The organism is Oribacterium sp. oral taxon 078 str. F0262 (genome assembly GCF_000160135.1).
In the GTDB taxonomy this organism is placed as follows: Bacteria; Bacillota; Clostridia; order Lachnospirales; family Lachnospiraceae; genus Oribacterium.
The window spans coordinates 21,823-48,578 of the sequence record NZ_GG729934.1 but is presented as its reverse complement, the minus strand read 5'-3'; the positions used below and the strand labels follow the sequence as shown (position 1 = coordinate 48,578).

General features: G+C 56.6%; 21 protein-coding genes, 1 tRNA gene and 1 pseudogene. 3 read left to right on the top strand and 20 right to left on the bottom strand.

Features of this window, described 5'->3' with window-relative positions:
* Window positions 1-9: 9 nt before the first annotated feature.
* The 4 genes from GCWU000341_RS04065 to GCWU000341_RS04050 form a co-directional block, all read right to left on the bottom strand.
* A complete protein-coding gene (locus GCWU000341_RS04065) occupies window positions 10-801 on the bottom strand; it encodes a class B sortase (protein ID WP_009214486.1) in 792 nt (263 codons plus the stop codon).
* Window positions 802-1,169: 368 nt separating this feature from the next.
* Window positions 1,170-2,018, bottom strand: coding sequence for a transcriptional regulator (locus GCWU000341_RS04060; protein ID WP_009214484.1), 849 nt, complete (start codon window positions 2,016-2,018; stop codon window positions 1,170-1,172).
* A gap of 11 nt (window positions 2,019-2,029) precedes the next feature.
* Window positions 2,030-2,890 carry a hypothetical protein gene (locus GCWU000341_RS04055; protein ID WP_155812630.1) on the bottom strand — a complete coding sequence of 287 codons (861 nt, stop codon included), beginning with the start codon at window positions 2,888-2,890 and terminating at the stop codon, window positions 2,030-2,032.
* Window positions 2,891-3,004: 114 nt separating this feature from the next.
* Window positions 3,005-3,853 (bottom strand): MurR/RpiR family transcriptional regulator, encoded by an 849-nt coding sequence (locus tag GCWU000341_RS04050; RefSeq protein WP_009214482.1) that lies wholly within the window; start codon window positions 3,851-3,853, stop codon window positions 3,005-3,007.
* A gap of 212 nt (window positions 3,854-4,065) precedes the next feature.
* Between GCWU000341_RS04050 and GCWU000341_RS04045 the strand changes: the two genes are divergently transcribed.
* Window positions 4,066-4,137 (top strand) — tRNA-Arg (locus GCWU000341_RS04045).
* 119 nt (window positions 4,138-4,256) lie between these two features.
* On the opposite strand, the gene GCWU000341_RS04040 is transcribed toward GCWU000341_RS04045, so the two are convergent.
* From GCWU000341_RS04040 to GCWU000341_RS04020, 5 genes and pseudogenes are all read right to left on the bottom strand, one after another.
* Window positions 4,257-5,894, bottom strand: coding sequence for a DUF5722 domain-containing protein (locus tag GCWU000341_RS04040; RefSeq protein WP_040653425.1), 1,638 nt, complete (start codon window positions 5,892-5,894; stop codon window positions 4,257-4,259).
* Between the two features lie 233 nt (window positions 5,895-6,127).
* Window positions 6,128-6,709, bottom strand: coding sequence for a hypothetical protein (locus GCWU000341_RS04035; protein WP_050761909.1), 582 nt, complete (start codon window positions 6,707-6,709; stop codon window positions 6,128-6,130).
* Window positions 6,710-6,840: 131 nt separating this feature from the next.
* Window positions 6,841-8,072, bottom strand: a pseudogene (tyrS, locus tag GCWU000341_RS04030) (tyrosine--tRNA ligase).
* Between the two features lie 63 nt (window positions 8,073-8,135).
* A complete protein-coding gene (locus GCWU000341_RS04025; RefSeq protein ID WP_009214477.1) occupies window positions 8,136-9,176 on the bottom strand; it encodes a 3-deoxy-7-phosphoheptulonate synthase in 1,041 nt (346 codons plus the stop codon).
* Between the two features lie 327 nt (window positions 9,177-9,503).
* On the bottom strand, window positions 9,504-10,199 hold the full coding sequence (locus GCWU000341_RS04020; RefSeq protein WP_009214475.1) for an endonuclease III domain-containing protein: 696 nt from the start codon (window positions 10,197-10,199) through the stop codon (window positions 9,504-9,506).
* Between the two features lie 194 nt (window positions 10,200-10,393).
* Between GCWU000341_RS04020 and GCWU000341_RS04015 the strand changes: the two genes are divergently transcribed.
* Window positions 10,394-11,104, top strand: a complete 711-nt coding sequence (locus GCWU000341_RS04015; protein WP_009214473.1) for a cupin domain-containing protein — start codon at window positions 10,394-10,396, stop codon at window positions 11,102-11,104.
* A 290-nt stretch (window positions 11,105-11,394) separates the two neighbouring features.
* Here GCWU000341_RS04015 and GCWU000341_RS04010 read toward each other — a convergent pair whose 3' ends face one another.
* The 6 genes from GCWU000341_RS04010 to GCWU000341_RS03980 form a co-directional block, all read right to left on the bottom strand.
* A complete protein-coding gene (locus GCWU000341_RS04010) occupies window positions 11,395-12,348 on the bottom strand; it encodes an L-lactate dehydrogenase (RefSeq protein ID WP_040653424.1) in 954 nt (317 codons plus the stop codon).
* A gap of 165 nt (window positions 12,349-12,513) precedes the next feature.
* On the bottom strand, window positions 12,514-14,259 hold the full coding sequence (locus GCWU000341_RS04005; RefSeq protein ID WP_009214471.1) for a CapA family protein: 1,746 nt from the start codon (window positions 14,257-14,259) through the stop codon (window positions 12,514-12,516).
* On the bottom strand, window positions 14,256-16,871 hold the full coding sequence (locus GCWU000341_RS04000; RefSeq protein WP_196794797.1) for a DUF3160 domain-containing protein: 2,616 nt from the start codon (window positions 16,869-16,871) through the stop codon (window positions 14,256-14,258). Before GCWU000341_RS04000 ends, GCWU000341_RS04005 begins: the two co-directional genes overlap by 4 nt.
* Before the next feature lie 16 nt (window positions 16,872-16,887).
* Window positions 16,888-18,495, bottom strand: coding sequence for a coproporphyrinogen dehydrogenase HemZ (gene hemZ / locus GCWU000341_RS03995; protein WP_009214469.1), 1,608 nt, complete (start codon window positions 18,493-18,495; stop codon window positions 16,888-16,890).
* Between the two features lie 30 nt (window positions 18,496-18,525).
* A complete protein-coding gene (locus GCWU000341_RS12580; protein ID WP_009214468.1) occupies window positions 18,526-19,266 on the bottom strand; it encodes an MBL fold metallo-hydrolase in 741 nt (246 codons plus the stop codon).
* A 235-nt stretch (window positions 19,267-19,501) separates the two neighbouring features.
* Window positions 19,502-21,763 carry a RelA/SpoT family protein gene (locus GCWU000341_RS03980; RefSeq protein ID WP_009214466.1) on the bottom strand — a complete coding sequence of 754 codons (2,262 nt, stop codon included), beginning with the start codon at window positions 21,761-21,763 and terminating at the stop codon, window positions 19,502-19,504.
* 207 nt (window positions 21,764-21,970) lie between these two features.
* Between GCWU000341_RS03980 and GCWU000341_RS03975 the strand changes: the two genes are divergently transcribed.
* A complete protein-coding gene (locus GCWU000341_RS03975) occupies window positions 21,971-22,441 on the top strand; it encodes a CBS domain-containing protein (protein WP_009214465.1) in 471 nt (156 codons plus the stop codon).
* A 156-nt stretch (window positions 22,442-22,597) separates the two neighbouring features.
* On the opposite strand, the gene GCWU000341_RS03970 is transcribed toward GCWU000341_RS03975, so the two are convergent.
* The 5 genes from GCWU000341_RS03970 to GCWU000341_RS03950 form a co-directional block, all read right to left on the bottom strand.
* Window positions 22,598-23,101: a GreA/GreB family elongation factor gene (locus GCWU000341_RS03970; RefSeq protein ID WP_009214464.1), complete on the bottom strand. Its 504-nt coding sequence runs from the start codon at window positions 23,099-23,101 to the stop codon at window positions 22,598-22,600.
* 55 nt (window positions 23,102-23,156) lie between these two features.
* Window positions 23,157-23,687, bottom strand: coding sequence for an adenine phosphoribosyltransferase (locus tag GCWU000341_RS03965; protein WP_009214463.1), 531 nt, complete (start codon window positions 23,685-23,687; stop codon window positions 23,157-23,159).
* 160 nt (window positions 23,688-23,847) lie between these two features.
* Window positions 23,848-24,411: an NUDIX hydrolase gene (locus GCWU000341_RS03960; RefSeq protein ID WP_009214462.1), complete on the bottom strand. Its 564-nt coding sequence runs from the start codon at window positions 24,409-24,411 to the stop codon at window positions 23,848-23,850.
* Between the two features lie 30 nt (window positions 24,412-24,441).
* Window positions 24,442-24,810 carry a FeoB-associated Cys-rich membrane protein gene (locus tag GCWU000341_RS03955; RefSeq protein WP_009214461.1) on the bottom strand — a complete coding sequence of 123 codons (369 nt, stop codon included), beginning with the start codon at window positions 24,808-24,810 and terminating at the stop codon, window positions 24,442-24,444.
* A gap of 275 nt (window positions 24,811-25,085) precedes the next feature.
* On the bottom strand, window positions 25,086-26,444 hold the full coding sequence (locus tag GCWU000341_RS03950) for a hemolysin family protein (protein WP_009214459.1): 1,359 nt from the start codon (window positions 26,442-26,444) through the stop codon (window positions 25,086-25,088).
* Window positions 26,445-26,756: the final 312 nt, after the last annotated feature.

Below are 26,756 nucleotides of genomic sequence, written 5' to 3'. Positions count from 1 at the left end.
TCCTCGCCTCTACTTTACCCGCCGCGCCATCACGACGAATCTCCCGTCCTTTGTGCTGTAGTCGCAGGTGGAGAGCGTCAGGAAGTCGTCCCCCCAGTTTCCCTTCTCCCCGGTATCATAGAGACTCAGCGCCTGCATCCCCTCCAGCGCCGCCCTGCACTCCTTCTCGGACGCCGTCGTAAAGCCGTAGGGGAGCGCCTTCGGATCCCCGCTCTTCCCCGCCGCAAAGATCTCATAGCGGCGCGACTCCTGCAAAGTATCGAGCTGTATGCTCTTATGCCCCTCCCAGTAGCTCTTTTTCCCATAGCGGAGAAGATCCGCAAACATGGAGCCGTTCTTCATGTTGTGGCCGTAGACGATCAGATTTCCCCCGTATTCATTGATGCGGGAGCCCTTGTCCAGAAAGAGAAGGCCGTTTTGCGATTCCTTCTTGTCAAAGCCCCTGTGGCTGTAAAATTCCGGGTCCTCCGGCGTCCACATGACCGGGTAATCGATCTTCGTGCCGTCGATCGTGAGCCAGGCGACGAGATCCGGATTCTTCAGGAAAAGCTCCTGGTACTCCCCGGAGACCTCCCGTCCGTCCAGCTTCGGGAGCGCGGCGGAGGACTCCGCCGCCGCCTGATTTTTCAAAGCCCGGAGCGCCTCGATCTCCTTCTCCGCTTCCCTGCCCCGGACAAAATAGACGAGGAGAAGCACGATACACGCTGTCGCCGCGCAGAGTCCCGCATTTTGCAAAAGCCTCCGATACTTTCCAAGCTTCCAGTTTTTCCGAAGCATCCTGAATGTCTTCTCCAGATTCATAGCTCTAAGACCGTCCTTTTCCCCTTCCGAAATCCTTTTTCCCCGCCGCGAAATTCTCTCCGCGCCCCCGGCGGAATCCTCTCGATTTTCTCTCCCGCGGCAAAGTTAGTTCGTCTTAACTAACATCATTTTGTATAATATAGTTGCTTTTTCAGCCTGTCAATACGAGAATTTTGTCGTTGCAGATTGCGCAACATTCTTTCGGAGAAATTTTCGGGGCGCTCCGGCCCAAAAAGCCTTGATAAAGGGGAAGCTTTCGTTGCATAGTCTGCAACGAAAGCTTCCCCTTTATTGAAAAATTTCCCAATGGGAAATTTGGATTCCACACGCAAAATCAAAAACCGGACGGCAGCGGTGTCTGCCCTTGCTCAGTCGTACATCCTTGCCTCCAGATACGCGCTCCCCATCGGCATCGCCAGCGGCCCGACGGAACAGGAGATCCGCACATGGAGACGGGCCCGAAGGCGGGAGAGATCGCCCCGGTAGGCGATCCAGAAGGAGGACAGGGGGAGCAGGAGCTCCTTCTCACGGATCTCCGCCCTCTCCCAGTCTCCCGCGTTTTGCTCCCCTCGCTCAAACTCGAAGACCCTCGCGATTCCGGAGAACCATTGTCCCATGGCGGACTGATGCGTCAGCGTCCGAAGCCGGAGTCGGAGCATCCATGCGCCGTCCCTCTCCGTGAGCTCCCCCGTCCGCTCAAAGCCCTCATTTGCCATGGAGAGCTCCCGGATGCTGCTCTCCTTCCGCTCCTTCCAAAAGCTGAGGAAAAGAAGCTGCCCCTCCCGAAAGCGAAGCTTTCTTTTTTGCAGAAATTCCTCCCCCGAGCTCCCGAACCACTTTCCCGAGGCGACATTCCGGTAGCCGCAGGAAGAGCAGAGCACGCCGATATTGCTGAGGACCATCGCCCCCTCCTCCGAGCAGTTCTGGATCACAGCGGCGGCATCCGCCTCCGCCTTCTCCGCCTCCACCTGATGTGCCAAAAGCCAGTTCCGAAGTCTCGTCACCCGCTGATTGGTCGAGCGGAGCCAGGCGTCTCCCTTTTCCGTGAAGCGATACTTTTCATCTAAAATCCCCTCTGCGCGGTAGGGCATCAGCCCCCGCATGACCGTAGAGCGGTTCACCTTGAGCTTCCTCGCGATCCGGCTCAAGGAGGGAAGGCCGGACTCATCCTCCTTCCCGTCCTCAAGGAGCGCCCTGAGATAATCGATTTTCTCCACCTTGCCTCCCCTCAGTCAAAAAGGAGCGGGAGCTCCAGGAGAAGCGCACGGCTTTTCCGCTCTGTCTCCTCCTCTCCCGCACCCTCCGTGATCAGCTGAACCGCGAGCTCTCCCTGCAGGATCCTGTAGTTTGGCACATATTCGAAGCTGAAGGCCGTGAGGGGGATGCGAACCTTCCCTCCCTCGTTTTTGAAATCCGTCCGCTCGTTCTTCGAGCGGCAGCGGATACTGCAAAGCCTTTCCCCCTCCCGAATCCAGCTAAGCTCCAGGCAGCTCTTCTGCGGGGCGATAATGAGCCTTGCGGAAGGAAGAAAGGCGGAGGAGAGCTCTGCCTCCCGGTATCTCTGCCGCGCATTCTCTTCCACATTCCCCCGATCCGATCCTCTCCCCCCTTCCAAAAGCTCAAACGCCACCTGATAGCTTCCAAAAGGGATCTTTCCGGAGAAATCCGTATCCGTGATCAGCTCCCCGTGGACCTCCCCCGCCGCCCTCTCCTGCTCCTCCCGGCAGCGCTCCGAGAGCCTTTCCAGCGCCGAAGAGGGATAGAGCACGAGCAGATGATCCGCGATCCTCTCCCTCTCCCCGGGCTCTATCCCGAGCTTCTCCTGCTCATGGCAGATCGCCTCCCAGGGGAGAAGGTAATAACGGTAGAGCCTCTCTGCCTTCTTCGTCGGGAGGTACTCCCTCTCCGAAAGATAGCCCGCATCCGAAAGCTCCGCTACAGCGCGCCGCACTCTCTTTGCGGAGAGCTGTCCCTCCAGCGCCTTTATGAGGCAGGGGACGACCCTCTTCATCCCCTCCCCCGTCTCCTGCATCCGGACGCGAAGACAGCTCCACTGCTCCTCCGTGAGAGGCAGTTTCCTCTCCTCCATCCCTTCCTCCTCTCCCGGTCTCAAGCAAAAAGCGGGCCGCGGGCTCTCGATCGCCCCGTTTCCCCGATCCGCCGGACCGCGCATCTATTCCGCTTCCGCCCGGCCGATCCCCTCTTATTTATCGGCGAGCGCCCTCTCCGTCTTCTCATGATTTTCCATGCAGCTTCTATAATGTCTTCTATAGTATTCGGAGTACATGATGTCCACGAGGAAGAGCTGACTGATCTCCGCGGAGGTGGAGCCGCTCTGTAAGCCGCCCTCATTGGCGCCGGAGAGGAGGATGAGATCGGCATATTCCGTGAGCTCGGATTTTGTAAAGCGCGTGATCGCGATCACCTTCGCGCCGGAGCCCTTCGCAAGCCTCGCGATCTCCACGATATCCTTCGTCGCCCCCGAATAGGAAAAGATTACCGCCGCGTCCTCCGGCCCCATCATGGAGGCCATCATGAGCTGCACATTGGCGACCTCGCTGCAATAGACCTTCGGCTCGACCCTGAGAAATTTGTTCATCGCCTTCATTGCCGTGAGCATGGACGCTCCGACGCCGAAAAAAATCACCCGCTTCGCCCGGGAAATCGCGTCCATCGCGAGCGTCACCTGCTTTAAGTCCAGGAGAGAGTAGGTCTCCTGGATGGCGGAGATATTCTCCGTGAGCACCTTCTTCGCAAGATCCGAGATATCATCCTCCAGCCGGATCCTCTCCTCCGTCTCCGGGATCTCCTCCCGTCCGGAGCGCATGGAGAGGGAGAGCGTCATCTTGAACTCCTGATAGCCCTTCATATTCATGGTCTTACAGAAGCGAAAAACGGAGGTATCCCCCACATCGCAGGCCTCCGCGAGGTCAGAGATCGACATAAACAGGACCTTCTTCGGATTTTCGAGGATAAAGTCCGCCACCCTCTTCTCCGCCCTCGTAAACTGATTATAGGCAGAACGTATTTTTGTGAGATAATCCTCCTGCATGGAATCACCTATCTTTCCGAAAGCTTCCTCTTTCCGACGCGCTTATCACTTATCGCTTATCACTCATCACTGAGCAGCTGTCATTTATCACGATTCTCTATCAAATATAGCATGTTAAAAAATTATTTTCAATAAAAATGCTCTCTCCGGAAATAAAGTTTTTCTGATTTCAGCTTGTATTTTCCGGGTACTTGTTTTAAACTAGGGAAGTCGCCCCCGTAGCTTAATGGATAGAGCGCTGGCCTCCGACGCCAGTAGTGGCGGTTCGAGTCCGTTCGGGAGCAGAAAGAGAAGAGGAGCGGGAAGTGAATTCACTTCCCGCTCCTCTTCTCTTTCTGCTTTCTTCTCTTGTTCCGTTTTTCTCGCTGTCCTGCTTTCCTCTCCTGTCCTGCTGCCCCGGCGTCTACTGCTGTCCCGGCGCCTTAAAGCCCGGAATGACCTGATTCCAGTCCTGGATTCCGATGATCGGCTTCGCGAACTCCGAGACCGAGAGGCTGCTCCCCGGGTCGTCGATCTTCGCAAAGACATCGTGGGCCTGCTTGTGAATCAGCTGATTATCCCGTATCGTGGAGAGACCAAAGGCAAGTCCCACCTTGACCTCCGGCTCCGAGTCCTCCTGCCGGCTCATGAGATAGGCCTTGATATAGGGATTATTGTGGACGATGTAATAGGAGTACGCCACCGCCGCGGCCTGCAGCGCGCTCTTGTCCTCTCCGCCCTGAATGCTCGTGAAGCCCTCCTCCGTGAGGAAGATGTTTCGGACCTGTCCCTTCGGATTCCGAAGCTTCTCCGTCTGCATGAAGTCCGTGACGACATTCAGATTGCCGAAGCTCACGACCGGAGAATCCGGGCTGTTCGAAAGCTTCGCCTTGTCCCCGTTCCAAAAGTCCGGTCTGCTCAGAGGATAGGGATAGGGATGCAGCGCAAGACCCCAGTCCGTCTGCCCCTGCTCCTTGTCCCAGTAGTTGAACCACTCCACGACATCCTTTCCCTTGTACTTCCCGACCGGCGCGGCCTCCGGCTCCATGCCCCAGTAATGATCGATCGAGAACATGACATTGTCATTTGCCGATTCGGCCTTGATGCCCGTATAGAAGACCCGGAAGGAGGTATCGAAAATCTTCATATAGTTCTGGACATCGTAGTCTCCCGTATAGTTCCAGTACTGGTTGTCGATCTCATTTCCCACGACCCAGTTCGTGATCTTCCCCACGCCGTTTTTCCCGTTGTAGCGCTTTGCGAGGTAGGAGGCCATCGCCTTCGCCGCGCGGAAGCCGGTCTCTGTCTCCACATTAAAGGCGTAGTAGAGCGCCTGCTCCTTCGGGAGCTCGGTGATGCCGCTTCGGTTCAGCTCAGGCACGGTGCTGTTCCAGCCGTTCAAAAGGATGGCCGTCACCGCGACGCCGGAATCCGAGAGCCGCTTCACCTCCTGATCCAGCTGATCGATGAGGCTCTTATTGATCTGGAAGGTCTTTCCCTCATAAAAATAACTGATGCCCTGTCCGAAAAAGCGCTGCGTCGGGATGTCCACACCGGCGTGCTTGATATTTAAGCTGAGCGCATCGTCGATCAGGTTCGGGTCCACACGCAGTCCCTTCTTGCCGTCGTTCTTCGCAGGCTCCTGATTCGGCGCGATGACCTCCGGATTCGTGATGTAATGCCGATCCGATACCATCTCATAGCCGGATCCGCTCTTCACCGCCGCGACAAAGGCGCTGTAGAGCCGCTTCTCGCCGGGACCCGCATCGAGGGCGAACTCCGCGCTCATATCCGCCGCCGCATCGACCGACGTAATCGGGTCCTTCCTTCCGGAGAGGTCGCTCTGATAGGGTTTGATCTCGAAGATATAGATCTTTCCGTCTGTCCCGGAGCTGTCTTGATTGCAGTGCATTTTGATATTCAGTTTTTTCGGATTCTCCGCATTGATAGTGAGGGAATCGATCCCGGCCTTCATATTGGCGGCGAATGCCGTCATGCCGGAAAGCGCCGCGAAAGCCCCCGTCAGAACAAGGGCCCGCATCCATTTCATTCTTCCTGCCATGAATATCCTCCTGATAAAAAATACGCCTGTACATTTCGAACAGGCGTACTTACTATACAATGAATTTTTCCGAAATGATATAGAAAAAATCTTACAACTTGTTACAGTTCCGACAGGCCATCCTCCGCCCTCGGAAGGTGCATCACTAAAGCCGCATCACTTCCCGATTTCAGGGCCGAAATGCCGTAAAAGCGAAGGATCTCTCTCTTCTCTGAACTGCCCTCCGGCTCTCTCTATCGCTTCACGAGGGGCCCCAGCTCCTGCCGCCTCTTCGCGTCCTCCGCGGCCTTCTCTGCCGCCCTTTCCGCTGCGTTCTTCTGCATCTCCTGGTACATGTTCCCATCGACGATGCCGAAGTAATAGTCCTCGTAGCTGCTGTCCCCGGAGTCCCGGTAGACCCTGAGCACAAAGCAGCGGTTTGCGAAGTCGTAGAGGCTTCCGTTCCCCTGCGCCGTCTGGAAATACTCCTCCGGGAGAAGCTTGGTATCCGTATTGAGCGGCACAGACTTCTTCACGATGCGGTTTCGGACTCCGCAGTCCGCTCCCTCTACATACTCATTCGAATAGGTAATGAGCTCCGCGGAGGAAATCGCGCCGTCCCCCGAGCGGAGCGTGAGCTCCGGATTGCCGTTGTAAATGTAGGCTGTGCGCGTAGATTTCGTCACGGGATCGTTGACCTTCCCCTCCACATAATTCCCCTCCAGGACGACCTGTATCTCTGAAGCCGCGTAGGAAGAGAGACTCAGATTCGGAAGGAAGAGGGCGGAAAGGAAGAGAATCCCCGCCGCCATCCGGGATTTATGAAAAAGATGCATAAAGCTCATCTCCTTTTTGCAGACCCATTTTGCGCTGTCATTATAGCAAAGAGTCGCTTTATCAGCAAGCCGGGAGCGCTGTCCGCCCCGGATCGTAAGCTTTTTGTAAGTATTTCAGCAAAGGCAGCAGCTCAGCCTTGCTCAAGAAGCAGCTTTGCAAAGCTTTTTTTCCCTCTTCGGAAGATCAGTCCCTCTTTGAAGTCCTCTCTCCGGTAGCTCCTTCCGATATCCTCGATCCGCTCCCCGTCCTGGGAGACTCCTCCCTGCACGACGTTCCGCCTCGCCTCCGCCCTCGAGGAGCAGAGCTTCGACAGGACGAGGACCGCGAGGATATCGATCGTTCCGTCCTCCCGAAAGTCCGTATCCTTTAACGAAACCGTCGGCATATTCTCGGAGCTTCCCCCGCCGGAGAAGAGCTCCCTCGCGGCGGATTCCGCCTTTTTCGCCTCTTCCTCTCCGTGCACCAGCTCCGTGAGCTGGAAGGCCAGAATCTCCTTTGCGCGGTTTAGCTCCGCCCCCTCAAAGCTCTCCATTTTCCGGATCTCCTCGAGCGGGAGGAAGGTCAGAAGCTTGAGGCACTTTATGACATCCGCGTCATCCACATTTCTCCAGTACTGGTAGAATTCGTAGGGGCTCGTCTTCTCCGGGTCCAGCCAGACGGCCCCGTTCACGGTCTTCCCCATCTTCTTCCCCTCTTTGTTTGTGAGGAGCGTGATGGTCATCGCGTGGGCGTCCTCCCCGAGCTTTTTCCGGATGAGCTCGGTGCCTGCGAGCATATTGGACCACTGGTCATCTCCGCCAAACTGCATATTGCAGCCGTATTTTTGGAAGAGCATGTAGAAATCATAGCCCTGCATCGGCATATAGCAAAATTCCAGGAAGGAAAGTCCCTGCTCCAGCCGGTTCACATAGCAGCGGGCCCGGAGCATCTCGTTGACGGAGAAATTCGGCCCGACCTCCCGCATGAAATCCATGAAATTCAGATTTCTGAGCCAGTCCGCATTGTTGGCCATGACGGCCTTCCCCTCACCGAAGTCGATGAAGCGGCTCATCTGCTCCCGGATCCTCTCACAGTTATGATCGATCTCCGAGACGCTCATCATCCTTCTCATATCTGTACGCCCGGAGGGATCGCCGATCATGCCGGTCCCCCCCCGACCAGGGCGATCGGTCTGTTTCCGGCCTCCTGCAGCCTCTTCATCAGGCAAAGCGCCATGAAATGACCGACATGCAGGGAATCCGCCGTGGGATCAAAGCCGATATAGAAGACCGCCTTCCCGGCATTGATGAGCTCACGGATCTTCTCCTCGTCGGTGAGCTGCGCGATCAGCCCCCTCTCCCTCAGTTCCTCAAATACTCCCATTGCTCTTCCCCTTCCTCTGTCCGCGGCCTTTCCCAGCCGCATTTTCCGGCATCGAGATCCAAGTCACCCGGTCTGCTGCGCATACTCATAGACACTATCGATCAGACGGAGCGTATCCTCCCAGCCGAGGCAGGCATCCGTGATCGACTTTCCGTAAACATGATCCTCCGCCCTGCAGTTCCCCTCCAGGAGATAGGATTCCACCATGATCCCCTTCACAAAGCCCGCGAGCTCCTCGGAATACTTCCTGGAGTGCATCACCTCCTGCGCGATCCGGAGCTGCTCCTTATAATGCTTCGCGGAATTGCAGTGATTCGTATCCACGATGCAGGACGGGTACTGCAGCTCCCTCTCCCCGTAGAGACTGAGGAGAAGCTTCAGATCCTCATAGTGATAGTTCGGAAGCATCTGCCCGTGCTTGTTCTGAGAGCCCCGCATGATGGCGTGCGTGTAGGGATTCCCATCGGACTTCACCTCCCACTCCCGGAAAATGAAGTCGTGTCCGTGCTGCCCCGCGTAGACGGAGTTCAGCATCACGCCGAGGTCCCCCGAGGTCGGATTCTTCATCCCGCAGGGGACATCCGTGCCGGACGCGACGAGCCGGTGCTGCTGATTCTCAACCGAGCGGGCGCCGACCGCGATATAGCTCATGATATCCGAAAGATAGCGGAGATTATCCGGATAGAGCATCTCATCCGCCGTACTGAAGCCGGTCTCCCGGAGCACATCCATATGGAGCTTTCGGATCGCGGCGATGCCTCCCGCAACATTCTCCCCCTTCTCTGGATCGGGCTGGTGAAGCATTCCCTTATAGCCCTCGCCCGTGGTTCTCGGCTTATTCGTATAGATCCTCGGCACGATGAAAAGCTGATCCTCTACCCCCTTCGAAATCTCCCGGAGCTTCCCGCAGTACTCCAGGACGGGGTCCGGATGATCCGCGGAGCAGGGCCCGATGACGAGGATAAACTTCCTCGATTCTCCGCGAAAGATCGCTTTGATCTCCTCATCTCTCTTCGCCTTGATCGCCGCAAGGGAGGTCGGAAGCGGGTACTGCTCCCGGATCTCCGAGGAGGACAGAAGTCTCTTTCTGAATTCCAATCCCATAGTGCACTTCTCTTTCTGTCTTTCTTTTATCCTTCTCCGCTCTCTCCCGCTCCCCTGCCCTCCTCGCTGAGAAGAAGGCAGAGCGCCCGATCGCTGTCATGCCGGAGCGAGACAAAAGGGAGAGAAGAAACCCTCCCTTCGGAGACTGTGAACTGAAGTATAACGGATCCCTTAAAAATTCGCAAGCCGCCCCGGCCGTCCCGAAAGGCTAAGGCCCCGTCCCAGATCCCTTAGTTAATTGCTATTCGAAGTTCCACCTGGAAATCTGAAAGGTGAAGGTTAATTCTTCCAAAGGAAAAATCCTTTCCCTCTCCTCCGGGATTTCCCTCAGACGATGCCAAAGCTTGCTCTTCCGAAGCGGCAGAGCGTAAGGAGAGTGCATTTTTCACACTGCGGACTCCTGGCTGTGCAGACCGCTCTCCCGTGATCCACCATCCTGTGGCAAAACTGATTGCTTTCCTCCGGCGGGATGATCCTTCGGAGAAGCCGCTCCACCTTGGCGGGCTCCTTCACATCGTTCACAAGCCCGATCCGATTCGAGAGGCGGATGCAGTGCGTATCCGTCACGATGGCGGGCTTTCCGAAGATATCTCCCATAATGAGATTCGCGCTCTTTCTGCCCACACCGGGGAGCGCGAGAAGCTCCCCGAAGTCCTCCGGGACCTTGTCCTCATAACGCTCGTGGAGGATCCTCATGCAGGCGGAGATATCCCTCGCCTTGCTGCGCCCAAGACCGCAGGGACGGACGATCTCCTCGATCTCCTCCGGGGAAGCCGCCGCGATGGCCTCCACCGTGGGGAATTTCTCATAGAGCTTCGGCGTGACCTGATCGACGCGGAGATCGGTGCACTGCGCCGCGAGGCGCACGCTGATGAGAAGCTGCCAGGCATCCCGGTAGGAAAGCGTACATCGGGTATCCGGATAGAGCTCCTTCAGGCGTTCGATCACAGAAAGCGCGAGCTGCCTGCGCTCCCCCTCCTCTCTCTCCTCCTCCATCTCCTTCTCCTTTGATTTTACAGCCATATTAAGACAGACTCCTTTCCGTCATCGCGGATCCCCTCCCCCGCCTCCACCGGGAAATCACAGAGGGGAGCGCCGCATTTTGTGATATTTGCAACAGTTCTTCTTCTCTTTTTCTCTATACTAAGGCTAGGCAGAGTTACAGTATACTTCATCTTATCCTATCGCTGATCTTTAAACAAGGCAGGTGCTTCTATATGGAGAAAGAAAGAAAAGAAGAAGGAAGAGAAGAGAAGAAGGAAGGACGGGGAGTCCGTGTAAAGGCGGGAGAGGTCTTTGATTTCCTGTCGGAAAACCCGGTGATCCCAGGCTGCACCGTATCGGGTGAGCTCTTCGGAGAAAACGGATATTCTCTCATCAGCTTCTCCCTCGCATCCGGTACCAGCATCAGTGCGGAGAGCTATGACTATCCGAAGCTCCTCTATCTCCTCAAAGGAGAGATCGAAGTTTTCAAGACGGACAAAAGCCGCTGGTCCCTCTCCCCGGGAGAAGCATTTTTGATCCGGGAATACGCCCCCTACGGGGTGCGCGCCGGATCGGACAGCGTCTATTTGGAATTTAATTTCAGAAAGGAAAGCGCCATGAATGCAGTCGTAAAAGCAGGTGAAGTTTTCAAGCTCAAGGACCTCCTCCCCTACCAGGACGGAAAGATCGTGAATCTCGATCTCCTGGATGAGGAAAGGATGAAATTTGTCCTCATGAGCTTCGATGAGGGCACAGGCCTCTCCGAGCACTCCGCGCCGGGAGAGGCTCTCGTCTTCGCCCTGGAGGGAAGGGCCGTCATCGGCTATGAGGGAAGGGAGCAGGAGATTTCCGAGGGAGAGAGCTTCCACTTCGCAAAAAACGGGAGGCACTTCGTAAAGGCGAAGGGGCGTTTTAAGATGGCCCTTCTCTTAAGCCTCGGATAAGCGATCCTCCCGGCTTAAAGTACGAAAATGTCGATCAAGGGATCGCTCCTCTATCAGAAATGCCGATCCGGCAATAGCCCCATAGGAAATGCCGACCTGGCAATAGCTTCATAGGAAATGCCAATCCATAGGAAAGGAGGGTGCGCACTGCCGCACCCTCCTTTCCCTGTCCCGATTCCGCCGACTGTCCCGGCTGTCCCGGCTCTCCCGCCTCCCCGCCGTACGTCTTCGCGAGGGAAGCGGCACGCTTTTAAAGGCTCTCCGAAAAATTCCGTTTTTGAGAGTTTTTATTACAGCCCCGCGGAATTTTCCAGGACATCCTTCAAGGTCTCCGCGGACTTCCGGAGTGCCTCCTTCTCCGCCTCATTGAGCTCAATCGGGACATCCCTCTCGACGCCGTCTCTCCCGACGATAGCGGGCATGCTGAGAGAAACCCCCTCGATCCCGTATTCTCCATGCTGGATGCTGGAGACCGGGAGGATCGACTTTTCATCCCGGATGATGGCCTCGCAGATTCTTCTGACCGACATCGCAATTCCGTAGTAGGTGGCATGCTTTTTCGCGATGATCTCGTAGGCGCTGTTCTTCACATCCTCCGCGATCTTCCGCATGCTCTCCTCATGCTGGTAGAAGCCCCGCATCTCACAGAAATCCCGGAGCGGAATCCCGGATACATTCGCGCTGCTCCAGGCCGCGATCTCGCTGTCCCCGTGCTCTCCGATGATGAAGGCGTGCACGCTTCGGTTGTCAATGGAGAGATGCTCCCCGAGGAGATACTTGAGTCTTGCGGAATCCAGCACCGTGCCGGAGCCAAAGACCCGGTTCTCCGGGAAACCGCTCAGCTTCGCCGCCGCATAGGTCAGGATGTCTACCGGATTTGCGACAATGAGCAGGATCCCGCCGCAGTCTCTCTTCTTGATCTCCGGAATGATGGACTTAAAGATCCCGACATTCTTCTTCACGAGGTCCAGCCTCGTCTCCCCCGGCTTCTGACCGGCACCCGCCGTAATCACGATGATGGCCGCATCCACGATATCGTTGTAGGAACCGGCATAAATCTTCATCGGCTTTGCAAAAGGAAGCCCATGGCTGATGTCCAGTGCCTCTCCCTCTGCTCGGTCCTGATCCGCGTCGATCAGCACCATCTCAGAGAAAAGACCGCTTTGCATCAGGGCAAAGGCCGAGCTCGATCCCACGAATCCGCAGCCGATAATCGCAACCTTCCTGTCATTTACTTCCGCCATTTCTGCCTTCCTTTCCCATACAGTCAGACTTCGCGCCCCTGCCTCTTCCCCCTTTCCGGGGAAGGGCAATCTCCCGCGGAGCAGATGCCGATACCATAATAGTATTCCTTCCGAAAATTTGCAATGGCGATAGAACAGGTAAAGTCATGGCTTCCATAAAAAAAATCATGGCTTCGCGCCGGGATCCGCTCCCGGACTGTGCGGCAGGATTTCCCGTAAGAGAAATTCCCGGAGCTCTCCTCCAAAGAAGGACAGGGACGAAAGAGCTCCGCCCCTTCCGGGAGGAGTCAGAGGAAGGGCGGGAAGCGGCCGGGTCCTCTCCTCGGAAAGCCCGCTCTCCCGCAGAAAGAGTGCTCTGAGAGAGGCCCTGTCAAGCTCTCTTGATCCCTCATAGAGAAAGTGGCTTTCGAAGAGCTCCTCCGGATAATCCGAGAGAAACCAGCTCTCCGTCTTTCCCTTCCCCCAGTGGCAAAAGACCGGGAGAAAGCGGTAATCGGATATTCCGGTCTCTGTCCTCCCGTCCCTCCCCTCTTGCTTTTCGATCAGAAGCTCCGCCGCGCCGCCCAGTACCGTCTCTATCCTGGTCTGATTCGAGAGAAAATTACCAAGGCCATAGTAGACCAGCGCAGCTTTTCCGTCCGGAAGCTCCAGCTTCTCCACCGGTCCGACGACATGGCTGTGCGTACAGAGGATGAGGTCGGCCCCGGCAGAGCAGAGCTCCTCTATGAGCCTTCGCTCCTCTTCGTCCGGCTTCGATACATATTCCTCTCCGATATGGAGAAGGCAGATGCTGAAATCCGCCTTCTCCTCCGCCTCCCGAAGCTGCGAAAGGAGAAGCTCCTTCTCCGAGAGAAGGTTCACCATCCACTCCTTTCCCTTCGGGAGCCGGAGATCATTCAGACCATAGCTTGCGTTAAAGAGCGCAAAGCAGATCCCGTTCTTTCTGAGATAGGGGATCTCCTCCCTTTCCCGCTCCGATCCGTTTAAGCCGAGCAGCCTGACCTCCGGATGCTTCTCCCAATACGAAAGCGTATCCCATATCCCCTGCTCCCCCTGATCGAAAGCGTGATTCGTCGCGGCAGTTACGACATTGAATCCTGCATTCCGGAGGGAATCCCCGGCCGCGATCGGCGTGCCGAAGCGGGGGTAATCGCCGTACCTTGCCGGGTCCTCCGTGAGGATCGTCTCCTGATTGACGATGGAAAGGTCAAAGCGCCGGATCTTTTCCCTGACATGGCGGTAAAGCGGGCGAAAGTCATAGCCTTTGGTGCGCGGCTCAAAGCAGGCCCTCAGGATTCCGCGGTGCAGGATCACATCCCCTGCGGCAAAGAGGCGGACGACGCTTTTCTTTCGCTCTTCCCCCTCCGCCGTGTACTCCTTTAAGCCAAAGCCTCGGTAGACCCAGAAGCTCTTCCTCCCCCCCTTTGTCACAAGGCAAAGCACAGCGTCCCGGGAAAGGGACCAGTCTTTGATATTCATCCCGAGCGCGGAGGACATCCAGATCGGCTTAAGGCGCTCCTCCTCAAAGCGGTAGATAAAGATATGCTGGGAAAGGCGCCTGTCATTTTTCCTGACCCAATAGGGGCGGTCCGGCCCGTAGCTCCCCCTCTTCCAAAGAAGGAGGAGAAGCTCCTTTTTCCCGTCCCGGTCGATATCCCGGATCAAAAAGTCAGAGACCCTCCAGCCCCTCCCCGTCCGAAAAAGGATCTTCTCCTTCCCCCGCAGGGAAAAAGCCCCGCGGAGAAGAAGGGCCTTTCCCTCCGAATGATCCGGAAGCTCTACGCTCTCCTCCCTCTCCCTATGACAAGGTCCCGCAGGAGGGAGAGCCCTGAAGAGATGGAGAAGGATCAGCACCGTCAGTGCAGAGAGAAGCAGGAGAAAAAGCCGGATTCTCTTCCCCTTCTCCCTCATCCGACACTGCCCGGATGATCCTTCTCTTCATCCTCCTTCGCTCTCTCTGTGAAGCTGTAGGTCCAGTCCGGCTGCTTCAGATCCGCGGCCTCACTCTCGCCGAGTCCCTGCGTCTGAATCCCCAGCATCTCCCGCCAGCGGCTGTCCGTCAGGCGCTCTTCGGACGGAAACTCATAATAGCTGTAGACGGAGCCCCGTGTGATCCTGAGCTTCCCATCGAGCGGCACCAATACATAGATCTCGGCGCATCTTCCGGTTCCGGCCTCCAGGCAGGAGCCGTCCGGGGAGGATGCGATGTCCGCGATGACAGCTGCGGGGAACTCCCTCGCCAAAAGGCTCTCTCCCCCCGCAGCGCCCCGATTGACCTCCTGCCAGAAGTGCTCGATATTGCCTCCGTATCCCCGGATCAGCTTATAATCCTCCTCGCTCAGAGCCTGATTCTTAAGCTCCTTTACCGAGATATCCCGAAGCTGTCCGATCAGTCCCTTCAGAAGCTCCAGGTTCTTTCTGTCCTCCTCCGAGAGGAGAGAGAGGGCGGAAAGTCCCTCTCCGCTGGACTCCGCGAGGCGGTAGAGCCGGGACCAAAGCTCCGGCTCCGGCTCCACATAGCCCCTGTCATCCAAGGGCATCGGATCGTCTCCCCCCATCTCCGCGATGGCCTGCTTCGAGTAGAGTATGGTATCGTGCTTTAGTTCCGCATAACTTCCGAGAAAGCTCTGGAGCTTTTTCTTGTCCCACTCCGAGCTTTGCATAAAGAGGGGATAGCCCTTCCCCCTCTCCTCTGTCAGAGGCCTTATACTGTAGAGCCAGCGATTGTAGAGGCTCCGCTCCCAGAACTCCTTCGGAAGCTCCGAAAGCTTTGAGCGGATCCCCTCCATATTCTCCGAGTAGCCCGAGAAATCGCTCTGCCCGGAATCCTCCAGGATCTTAAGCGCGCTGTCCGAGCCAAAGGCGGAGGGAATGTCAAGACCGGAGGGGAGGAAGCGCTTCTCCCCTTTGGAGTTTTCGAGGACGCTGTCATAGATGAGATCCTGAAAGACCGCGCTGTCAATGCTGAAGCGCTGCCCCATAAAGCGAAACGAGACATCCCCCTCGTAGGATGCGTCGGAGCCCTCCGAAAAGAATTGGATCTTCGGCGCTCCCAGCTCTCCCGTGAGAGAATGAAAGCGCTCCCAGGCCTTCTTGTCTTCGATCAGAGAGGAGAGCTCCGGCACTCCCCCGTAGGCCTCCTCCAGCAGCGGCCTGTACTCGTAATAGCCGTTGTCATCGCTCTCCCCCGCAAAGAAGGCGGTCACACGGTAGATCTTCTCCCAGTCCTCCTTCTCCTCTCCCTCAAGAGACAGCGTCAGAAGGAGCGCAGCGCGGTCCAGCTCCTCCTCATGCTGGGAGAAGTTCATCCTTCCATACCACATCATCGCGCGAAAATAGCGGGAGAGCTCCGGATCCCCCTCATAATATCCCCGGACCTTATACTGTCCATAATCCTCAAGCTGCCCCGTGAGATAGGATGCTTCGGAGGAGGAGTCTCCCGCTTCAATGCGTGCTCTCTCCGCCTTTAATGCCTTCTCCGCCTCTCCACTTAAGTCTCCTCCGGGACTCTCCCCCAGAAGCTCCGCTCCCATCTCAAAGAGATAGACATTCCGAAGCGCGGCATCCTCCCAGTCCGTCCCGATCAGAGCCCGGTAATTCTCCGCGCTCTTTTTCTCCATGCGAAGGCTGAGCTCCTTTAAGAGCGGAGCGAGATACTGCTTTTCCGTATTTTTCAAAAGATGCTGAAAGTAGAGATGGTAGCTGTGGAGCATGGAGTCCACTGTCACGAAGCTCGGAATATAGTTGTAGCGGTTTTCCTCGTAGAGCACAAAAAACTCATCCTCTGCCCTGTCCCCTTCCACAACAAAGTGATTTTTTCGGAGAAGCTCCTTTTCCCGCTCGCCGAAGAAATCCGGGGAGAAGCTTTCCACATTGGAAAAGTCCGAGGCCGGAAGGATCTCCGGCACGGCAGGCTGCACGCCCTCCTCCTCTTCCTCTTTTTCCCCGATTCCCGTGAGAAGGCTCGGGCGGAGGAGAAGCTTCTCCATTCCGCCGCTTCCCCCATCCTTGTCCTTCTTCTCTTCCGTAAGGAGCTCCTTCGCCTCCTTTACAAGCTCCTTCGCCTCCGAAAGATCCTTTAGCTCCGAGGCCTTCTGTCCGGCTGAAAGCATCTCCCGGTAGAGCTTCCTCTGCTCCTCTTTGGGGCTCTCCCGGGCCAGCTCCCGACAGGCTCTCGCAAGGCGGACCCAGGCCGCGGCGTTCTTCGGGGCGAGCTCCGCCGCCTTTTTCAGATGAAGAACCGCATTCTCATAGTCCCCCTTCTCAAATTCATGCTGTCCCAGACGAAGGTAGCGGCGGGAGCGGTTCTCCGGCCTTGTCGAAAGAAAGAAGAAGACGGAGAAAAATACCAGGAGCATGAGGATCAGCAAAGAGAGAAGCTTTACGATCCTTCCTCCCCCTCCCTCCTCCGGGGAGGAGGGGGGAACAGCGCCCCCGCCCTCCTTCTCTGAAATCTCCCTCCCGCAATATCCGCAGAAGCGAACTCCCTTTGGATTCTCCTTCCCGCAATTCGGACAGATCATAGCCCCCTCCCGCCGCTCAGCGGCCCTCCGCTTTCTCATCCCGGAGCAGTCTTCTTTTCTTCTCGATCAGCTCCGGAAGCTTCTCGAAATAATATTTGATGTCCTTTCCATTGTCACAGCGCTCCCTCCGGCCATCCGGAAGGATCCGCTTTGTCGCGCTCCCCGCCCCGCAGCCGATCACCGTGTGCTTCTCCTCCATCATGAGAATATTGTAGAGACACTCCTTCCCCGGCTCAGCATAGCCGACATTCTCCAGATTCCCGGCCATGTTTTTCTGGCGGTAGAGATAATAGGGGCGAAGCCCCAGGAGGGAAGCCGTATACTCCGCAGCCTTCATCATCCGCTCCATCTCACTCATAAGGCAGAGCTTCCGGGAAAGCCCCTCCCCCTCCGGGAAGCGGCAAAGGGGATTTCTCTCCCTCTCGTTCAGGCTCTCCCGATAGAGCGTACTGTCTGCCCCCGCGCGGTAGACCTGGTCCCAGAGCGGCTTTTCCTCGCGGAGCCTCGCCGCTCTCTTCACAGCGAGAGAGTGCACCGTCAGGCTGTCCGGGGCAAGGCGCGCCGTCTCGGAGAGCGTCTCTGTGACTTCAGAAAGCCCCTCTCCGGGGAGCCCCATGATGAGATCCATATTGATATCCGAAAAGCCTGCATCCCGCGCCATAGAGAAGGCGGAGCGGACATCCTCCGCCGTGTGTCTCCGCCCGATGAGATCCAGCGTCTCCTGGCGAAAGCTCTGCGGATTCACAGAGATTCTGTCCGCCCCGGCATCCTTTAGGATCTGAAGCTTCTCCCGGTTCAAAGAATCCGGCCTTCCCGCCTCCACGGTGAACTCGCAGAGCTCCGTCATCGGATGACAAAAACATTCCTCCCGGAGGGTCTCCATCAAGGCGGAAAGCCATCTCTCCGGAAGCGCCGTCGGCGTCCCTCCCCCGACATAGACCGTCTGCAGATGTTTCCCCTGCGCCGACATCTCCTCCATGGCCGCGCGGATCTCCCGCCTTAAGCAGTCAAGGTAGTCCCCGATCCTCTTCTCCCAAAGGGAGATGGGATTCGAGAGAAAGGAGCAGTAGAGACAGCGCGTCGGGCAGAAGGGAATCCCGACGTAGAGGCTGAAGCCCTCCCGGAAGCTTCTTCCCGTCTTCTCCCAGATCCGATCCAGAGTCCTGCTCTCCCTCCCCGCGATCTCCATCATGAGCCGAAGCTTCTCCTCCGAGAGGAGATACTCGGAGCGAAGCTCCTCCGAAAGCTCCTTGAGCTCCCGCTCCGTGAGCCTTCTCGCAAGGATTCTCTCCGCCCGGGAGAGCCTTTGGCTCGCGAGGGAGACCGGCCGGATTCCGGTGAGGTCCCCCCAGGGGAGCTCCCTCTGGCAGAGCTTGGAAAGCTTTTGGTAGAGCCAGGCCTTCAGGATCGACTTATCCCTTTTCCGGCTGCCGCAAAGCGAAAGACTCGCCCCCGGCACATTGAGAGAGAGCCTGAGCGGGCTCTCCTCCCCCGTCCTCTCTGAAAAATGCACCCCTTCCGGGGTATGGATCTCGAAATCCTCGCCCGGAAAAAAGGCCTTGCAGAGCTCCCTGAGCTCCGCCTCAAAGGGCGCGGCCGCCTCATCCAGTTCCAGTCTGATCAAAGTAAACTCCTCTTCCCTTCCGCTCCTCCCTCAATGGAGAGCCATGGGATTATATCGTCTCTCTCTCCCGATCGTGGTCTCCCCCTGGTGCCCGGGATATACCTTGGTCTCCTCCGGAAGGATCAAAAGCTTTTCCCGAATGCTCCTTCGGATCTCCTCCAGGGATCCGCCCGGAAAATCCGTCCTCCCGTAGGAGCTCCGAAAGAGCGTATCCCCGCAAAAGAGGATGGGCGTCTGATCGCTGAGCAAAAGCCCCTCTCGGCAGTCCTCCGGAAATTCACTCCCGAATTCTCTCTTGCCCGCGGGGTTTTCCGGCCTCTCCTTCGCTTCCAAAGCGCCGGAAACAGGGGGGAGATAAAAGGAGACGGAGCCCTTCGTATGCCCCGCTGTCTCTATGACCTGCCACTCTCTCTTAAGGAAGGAAAAGTGATCTCCGCCGGAAAAGGGCGTAAAATCCGTGAGGATCACCGGGCGGCGGAACATCAGGGAGAGATTTTTCTCCCTGTCCCCGAGAAGCTCCCTCTCCTTCTCCGAAGCATAGATCGGGATGCTGTAGTGCTTCGAGAGCGGCTCCGCCGCATAGATGTGATCAAAGTGCCCGTGAGTCAGCAGGATCGAGACCGGGCGAAGTCCCAGCCCGTCCATAAACTCGATGAGCTCCGCCTCCTCCGCAGCGGGGTCCACGATCACGCATTCCCTCTCTCCCTCTCTCCTTAGGATATAGACATTGGTTCCGGCAAGCCCCAGCGTCTTCTTATAGATCCGATACATTTCCTCTCCCTTTCCTTTAAGTCATTCTTTTTTGAGACATTCTTCCCTGAGACATTTTTTGAGGCATTCTTCCTTGAGACAGCCTTTCGGCTTCTTCCTTCTCCCCGCTGCCTCTGCCGTCTCCGCTCTCCTTCTCCGCCTTCCCCTTGCCTCCCCGCCTTTTTTCCGCCGCTATTCTCGCGGCAACGGGAAGCAAAGAGAGATTGATTCTCCCCCCGTCACCGCACGGACCTCCTCAGCCCTGCGCTCTCTCGATATCCAAAACGCCGTTTATCTTCCGGAGCTTCCCGATCAGAGCCGCAAGCTCCTCCTTATTGTGGATGTCGAAGCTGACCGTAATCGTCGCCTTCTCATTTTTTCCCACCCGGGAGCTCAGCGCCTTGATGTCGATATTGGCATCCGCGAGGAGCTTTGTGATATCCACGATCTGCCCCACGCGGTTATTGGTGAAGATCTGAAGCTCCGTCGCATAGGTCTCCTTATCACCGCTCCCCTGCCACTCCGCCTCAATGAGCCTCGCTCTCTCGTCCTCCGGCAGATTCATCATATTGATACAGTCCGTCCGGTGAACCGTGATGCCGCGCCCCCTCGTGACGAAGCCGACGATCTCATCCCCGGGCACCGGGGAGCAGCATTTCGCATAGCGCACCGCGAGATCATGGATCCCCTTTACGATGATGCCGGACTTCGACTTCCGGATGAGCTCCGGCTTTTTCGAGAGCTCCTCGATATTCTGGAGCACCGCCTCGTCGTCGAGATTTCTCGAATCCTCCTTCTGCCGCATCTCGATGAGCTTTGAGACGACCTGGGACTCCTTCAGGCCGCCCCGCCCCACGGAGGCCAGGATCGCGTTCCAGTCCTGATAGCTGTAGCGGCGGATCACGGCGTCGCAGAACTCCGGCTTCGTCAGCTCCCCGAGGCCAAAGCCCTTGGACTTCGCGTAGCGGTCCAGAAGCTCCTTGCCCCTGTCGATATTCTCATCCTTTTGCTCGTGCCGGAACCACTGATTGATCTTGTTCCTGGCCTGCGTGGATTTCACGATCTTCAGCCAGTCCCGGGAGGGACCCCGGGAATTCTGAGAGGTGATGATCTCCACCCGATCCCCGTTTTTCAGGATATACTCGATGGGAACCAGCCTGTCGTTGACCTTCGCCCCCACCATCCTGTTTCCGACCGCGGAGTGGATCGCATAGGCGAAGTCGATCGGACAGGAGCCAAAGGGAAGATTCTTCACATCGCCGCTCGGCGTAAAGCAGTAGACATTGTCATTAAAGAGGTTGAAGTCGGACTTCACCAGCTTCATGAACTCCTTCGAGTCCGTCTCATCATTCTGCCATTCCAGAATCTGGTGGAGCCAGTTCATCTTCGCAAGCTCCGCCTCCGAGGCCTTCTCCCCGGAGCCCCCCTGCTCTTTATACTTCCAGTGCGCGGCGATCCCCACCTCCGCTGTCCGGTGCATCTCCTCCGTCCGGATTTGCACCTCGAAGGGGACTCCCTCCTCATCGATGACCGTCGTATGCAGGGACTGATACATGTTCGCCTTCGGCATCGCGATATAGTCCTTGAATCTCCCGGGGATCGGGTGATACATCTTATGGATATAGCCCAGGGAGGCATAGCAGTCCCCGAGCGTCTTCACGATAATGCGGATCGCGAAAAGATCGTAGATCTGGTCGATCGTCTTGTTCTGATTCACCATCTTTCGATAGATCGAAAAGAAGTGCTTGACTCTCCCCTTGATCTCCGCCTCCACGCCGCGGTCATGCAGGTACTTCGAGACATCCTTTACGATGTGACCGATCCGGGCCTCTCTGGCCTCCCTCTTAAAATGTACCTTCTCGACGAGATCATAGTAGACATCCGGCTCCAGATACTTAAGGGAAAGATCATCCATCTCGATCTTGATCTTGCTGATGCCGAGACGGTCCGCGAGCGGGGAGTAGATGTCCAGAGACTCTCTCGCCTTTTCCTTCCGCTTCTCCGGACTCTGATACTCGAGCGTCCGGAGATTATGGAGGCGGTCCGCGAGCTTTATGATGACCACGCGGATATCCTTCGCCATGGAGACGAACATCTTCCTCAGGTTCTCGGCCTGCTGCTCCACCTTATCGACATCCAGATTGATCTGGGTCAGCTTCGTGACGCCGTCCACGAGGAGGGCGACATCCGGATTGAACTCCTTCTCCAGCTCCTGAAGCGTCATGCCGGTATCCTCCACCACATCGTGGAGGAGACCCGCGGCGATCGTCTCGCGGTCCATCTGCAGATCCGCAAGAATGATGGCAACACAAATAGGGTGGATGATATAGGGCTCACCCGACTTTCTCTTCTGATCCTTGTGCTGCTTTTTCGCGACCTCATAGGCCTTCTCGATCATGGAGAGGTCTTCGGAGGGACGATACTTTCTCACAATCTCTATCAGGCGCTGATAGAGCTTTTCCGGAGGCGTATTGTCCGCCGGTCTCTCCAGGACGATCTCTTCCTGCTTCTCTGTCATGGCTTCCTCGCTTTCCTGAAAACATTGTACTATCCCGCAGAAAGCATGTCAAAATCATCTTTAACTTTTCCTAATAATGAGGTCACAAAGCGTACATAAGTAAGCGCTATTCTGGATTACAGAAAGGGAGGCAGAGCTGCCTTCGGCGCTCCCTTCCCAAAAGGGCAAAGCATAACCAATAAGCGCGGATGGAGACCGCTTTATTCTATGAATATCTTATTTTTTCTGACACCCAAGTGCGATGTGGCCTTCGTGGAGGAGGATTCCAGCCTCCGGGCCGCGATGGAAAAGATGGAGTTTCACCGCTATACCACGATCCCGGTCCTCTCGAGGAACGGAGGCTTCCGGGGGACGCTGACGGAGGGCGATCTGCTCTGGGAAATCAAAAATCAACTGAATCTGAGCTTAAAGCAGGCGGAGAAGGTAAAGGTAAAGGACATCCCCATGAAAAACCACTATGAGCCGGTGGGGATCAACAGCTCCATGGAGGATCTCGTAAAACGGGCGCTGAGCCAGAACTTTGTGCCGGTCGTGGACGACCTGGGACACTTCATCGGCATCGTAAAGAGGCGGGAGCTCATGAACTACCTCTACCAGCATGTGAGCTTCCGGGAGATCGACCGCGAGGAGAGCGCAAATCTCCCCCTGCCAAGGCTCATGGCCCTGTCGCAGACCTGATCCTTCTGAAAAAGGACTTCCGGCCCATCTCGGGCCGGAGGTCCTTTTTCGTCTTTATTCGTCTATATTCGTCTATGCCGTCATTTCTTTTTCACCCGGCAAAAAACAGGCAAAAGGCAGCCGCAGCGGCCTTCAATGAAAGTGCCGGACCGGCAGTCAATAGCTCCGGATCCGGTCCGTTTCGAGCTCTCCGGTCTTTTCCAGGCCCTGGATCTTCACCGTATAGCTCTTCCCTCCCCCTGGCCTTACCGTAACCCGGTCTCCGACTCTGTGCTTAAGCAGCGCTTTCCCAAGAGGAGACTTATTGGAGATCAGGTTGCTCAAAGAATGCCCGCGGATCGAGGTGACGATGCGGTAGCTCTCCTCCTCCCCCTCCTCTTCAAAGAGAAGCCTCACGGTGTCGTTCAGTCCGACCTCGTCTCTTTCCGAACGGTCGCTCACGATCGTCGCAAAGCGAAGCATCCTTTCCAGATAGGCGATCCTCGACTCGTTCTGATTCATCTCCCTCTTTGCCGCGTAATACTCGAAGTTCTCCGAGAGATCCCCGTGCGAACGGGCCTCCTTCACCGCCTCGATGAGCTTTGGCCTGAGGGAAAGCTTCCGCTTCTCGATTTCCTCCCAGATTCGCTTCACATCCGCTTTTGTCAGCTGCTCTCCCACGGCTGTCTCCTCCTCTTTGCTTCCGGCTCTCCGGAATCCCGATTCCTGCTTTTTCCTACTTTCCCTCGTAGCGGATCAGGGATTCCAGCTCATACTTTTTCAGCCTCTCTCTTCCCTTTAAGCCCGCAAGCTCCATCACGACCGAAATCTTCTCGACGGTTCCGCCGAGCTTCTCCACGAGCTTGCACGCGGCCTCCAGCGTCCCGCCCGTTGCGATGAGGTCATCCACAATGACCACCTTCTCCCCGGGCCGGATCGCGTCCTTATGGATCTCCAGCTCCGCCTCGCCGTATTCCAAGTCGTACTTCACGCTGACCGTCTCTCTCGGGAGCTTTCCCTTCTTTCGGACCGGGATAAAGCCCTTCCGAAGCTCATAGGCGATGGCCGTCCCGAAGATAAAGCCGCGGGACTCCAGGCCGAGCACGACATCGCAGTCGACACCGGAAATAGAGCGGATCAATCCGTCCACGGAATCCCTGAGTCCGTCGGGATCCTGGATCAGGGAGGTGATGTCCCGAAACATGATGCCCGGCTCCGGAAAATCCGGAATCGTCATTACATAATCTTCCAAATGTTCTCTCTTCATTCTGCTTTCCTCAAAGCATCCGGGACCTTCCGATAAGGCCCCGGATGCCTGCCTGCCGAAAGGATCGGCTGTCTTCCGTATCGTCCCTGTCCGTCCTTCGCTAAAGGGCGCTCAGGGCAGCAAAGTAAAACTTGCAAAATCCGTCACCGAATAGCGTACCTCAGAGCCTGAATTTTGCCGCGTAGCTCTGAATCGCCGCCACGGTTTTCCCGTCCGTCAGTTTTCCTTCGTAGATCAGCTTCTGGAGTGCCGAGAGCTCCCATGCCTCCGCGCCAAGCTCCTCATCCACATCCCAGTGCTTCTTCCCCGGCTTAAGATCTCTCGCGAGATAAATCCCGATCTTTTCATCCAAAAAGGCCACCGTCGTATTGACAAAGAGCAAAAACTCCAGCTTTTCCGCCCGGTATCCGGTCTCCTCCTCCAGCTCCCGCTTTGCGCAAAGCTCGAAGTCCTCCTCCTCGCTGTCCCGCTTTCCCGCCGGGATCTCCAGCGTATAGCGCCCGAGCGCATGGCGATACTGCCGGACCATGAGGATTTTTCCGTCATCCAGAACCGGGAGCACCGCCGCCGCCCCGATGTGATGGATGAAATCCCAGTGTGTCTTATGCCCAGCGACATCCACATAATCATCATAGACGGAAAGCACATGCCCCTGATAGCGAAGCGTCCTCTCGATCAGCTTCACCGGCTTCTTCGCATTCTTCTCATTCAGTTTATCCGGCATTTTCTTCCTCTCTTCTCTTAGCCTCCGGATTCAGCGAAACTCCACTCTTCCCACTCCGTAGCCCGCCTTCTTTACGGTCTCCCTCAGTCTGTCCTCCGTGAGGACCTCCTTCATCCGAACCAGCGCCTCCTTCTTCCCAAGATCCACACTGGCCCAGACTCCGGGGAGACTGTTCAGCGCGCTCTCCACCCTTGTCCTGCAATTTCCGCAGTGCATATCGGGGACCTCCATCACGGCGCTGTACGGATAATGGGATGGGTCGGTATCCTCCGCTTTCACCACTCTGCAGCAGTCTCCTCCGCCTCCGCAGCAGCCGCTCTCCGCCCGCTTTTTCATGCTGCGAAGCGCAAAGACAACCGCAGCGAGAACCAGAATTCCTACCACAATATTTCCCGGCATATATTTCCCTCCTCAAAAAAGCCCCGCCCCGGAAGGCGCAGTGTTCCCGGCATTTTTCGAGGAACAAATGCATGACATAATCCATCCGGGTACAGAGCAGAAAAAGTCCTACCGTCTTTCGTAAGCGGAAATCCCGCTTCCTCTGACAGAGAAAAGTCTAGCAGTTTCCCAGCGGATGTCAAGCCTTCTGAAAGCTGAGCAGGAGGCGCCTTTGCTCTCCTCTACCCGGGATTTTCTTTCCGTAAAGACCTCCGAAAAGCGGCCGGGGAGTGCGGCTAGGGAGCAGCTCCGTTCTCCTTCTGTTCCTCTGCCTTTCCTGCCTTTCCCTCCTTCTCCTCAGGGCGGAGCTTTCGGACGATGGTCTTTCCGATTCTGTGGTTTTTAATATGGGCGACATCGATGGAGAGCTCCCCGGTATCGAGATGGAAGGAGCTTCCGTCGTCCGGGACCCTTCCCATGATACCCATAATGTATCCGCCGAAGGTATCCGCGTTCTCCACCGGGAGATCCAGGCCCAGCGCTTCGTTGACATCCTCCAGGTCCGCTCCCCCGAGAATAATCCATTCATTCTCCCCGACCGCCTCGATCGGCTCCGGCTCCGGACTCTCATCCTCCTCCTGGAGATCTCCGACGAGGGCCTCGATCAGATCGTGCAGCGTGACGATGCCGGTCATCCCCCCGTATTCATCGAGGACGACGGCGTAATACTTCCTCTCCTTCTTCATGATCTGGAAGAGGGCGGAGACCTTCATATTCTGGGAGACGAAGAAGGGGCGCTCCACCGCGTGCTGCATGACATTTCGCCGCGAGAGATCGCTCAGGCGGAAGTAGTCCTTACTGTTCAGGATGCCGATGATATCATCGTCATCCTCTCCGCAGATCGGATAGCAGGCGAAGCGATTGTCGTGGATCGTGCGTCGCCACTGCCGATCCGTGTCTCCGATATAGAGCATCGCGACATCAGTCCGGTGCGTGCAGACCTCTGAGACCGTGAGATCGTTGAATTCAAAGACATTTTGGATGAATTCATTTTCCGAGGATTCGATCGCGCCCTTTTCCCGCCCCTCCTCGAGCATCATGAGGATATCCTCCTCTGAGATCTGATCGTCCACATCCTCCGGCTCGATCCCGATCAGGCGAAGAACCGCATTGGTGGATGCGGTGAGGATAAAGACCAGGGGGGCAAAAAAGCGGGAGATAAAGCTCAGGATCCCCGACATGAAGAGCGCAATGCTCTCCGTATGGACCTGTGCAAGGCGCTTTGGCACGAGCTCCCCGAACACGATCGAGAGATAAGAGAGAAGGATCGTGATAAAGACGATGACGATCGGCTTCAGGATCTGAATATCCAGCGTCATCCCCAGGCGCTTAAGAAGAGCCACCAGAGGGAGCGCAAAGCTCTCCGAGGCGAAGGCGCTGGAGAGGAAGCCGGACAAGGTGATGGCGACCTGAATCGTGGAGAGGAAGCGGGCCGGCTCCTCCGTCAGCTTGATAAGGCGCTTCGCCCCCTTCCTGCCCTCCTCCGAAAGCTTCCGAAGTCTCGGCTCCCCCACCTGCAAAACCGCGATCTCCGCACAGGAAAAAAAGCCGTTGATCAGGATCAGGATTATCAGAAGCAGCGCTCGCCCGATCATGAACTCCCTCTCCTAAAAACGCAGAAGGGAAGGCCCGAGATGAACCTCAGCCCGGCATCGTTTCCCTCTTCTCTCCCCCTGCCTCCGCGAAAAGAAGGTATAGCCCAAAGACTATACCTCCGAAATTTCTCTTTCATCCGTTTACTGTGAGGCTCCCCGCGATTCGCGCCGCCGTCCTCATCCATCGAAAATACCCCTTTCCAGATCCGGCCCCGGCATCAGGCCCGATGAACTCCCATGCCGAAGTCAGCGGCACCGCAATCCCCGGCCCTCCAAAGCTAAGAAGCAGTATAACGGAGACGGCGGACTTTG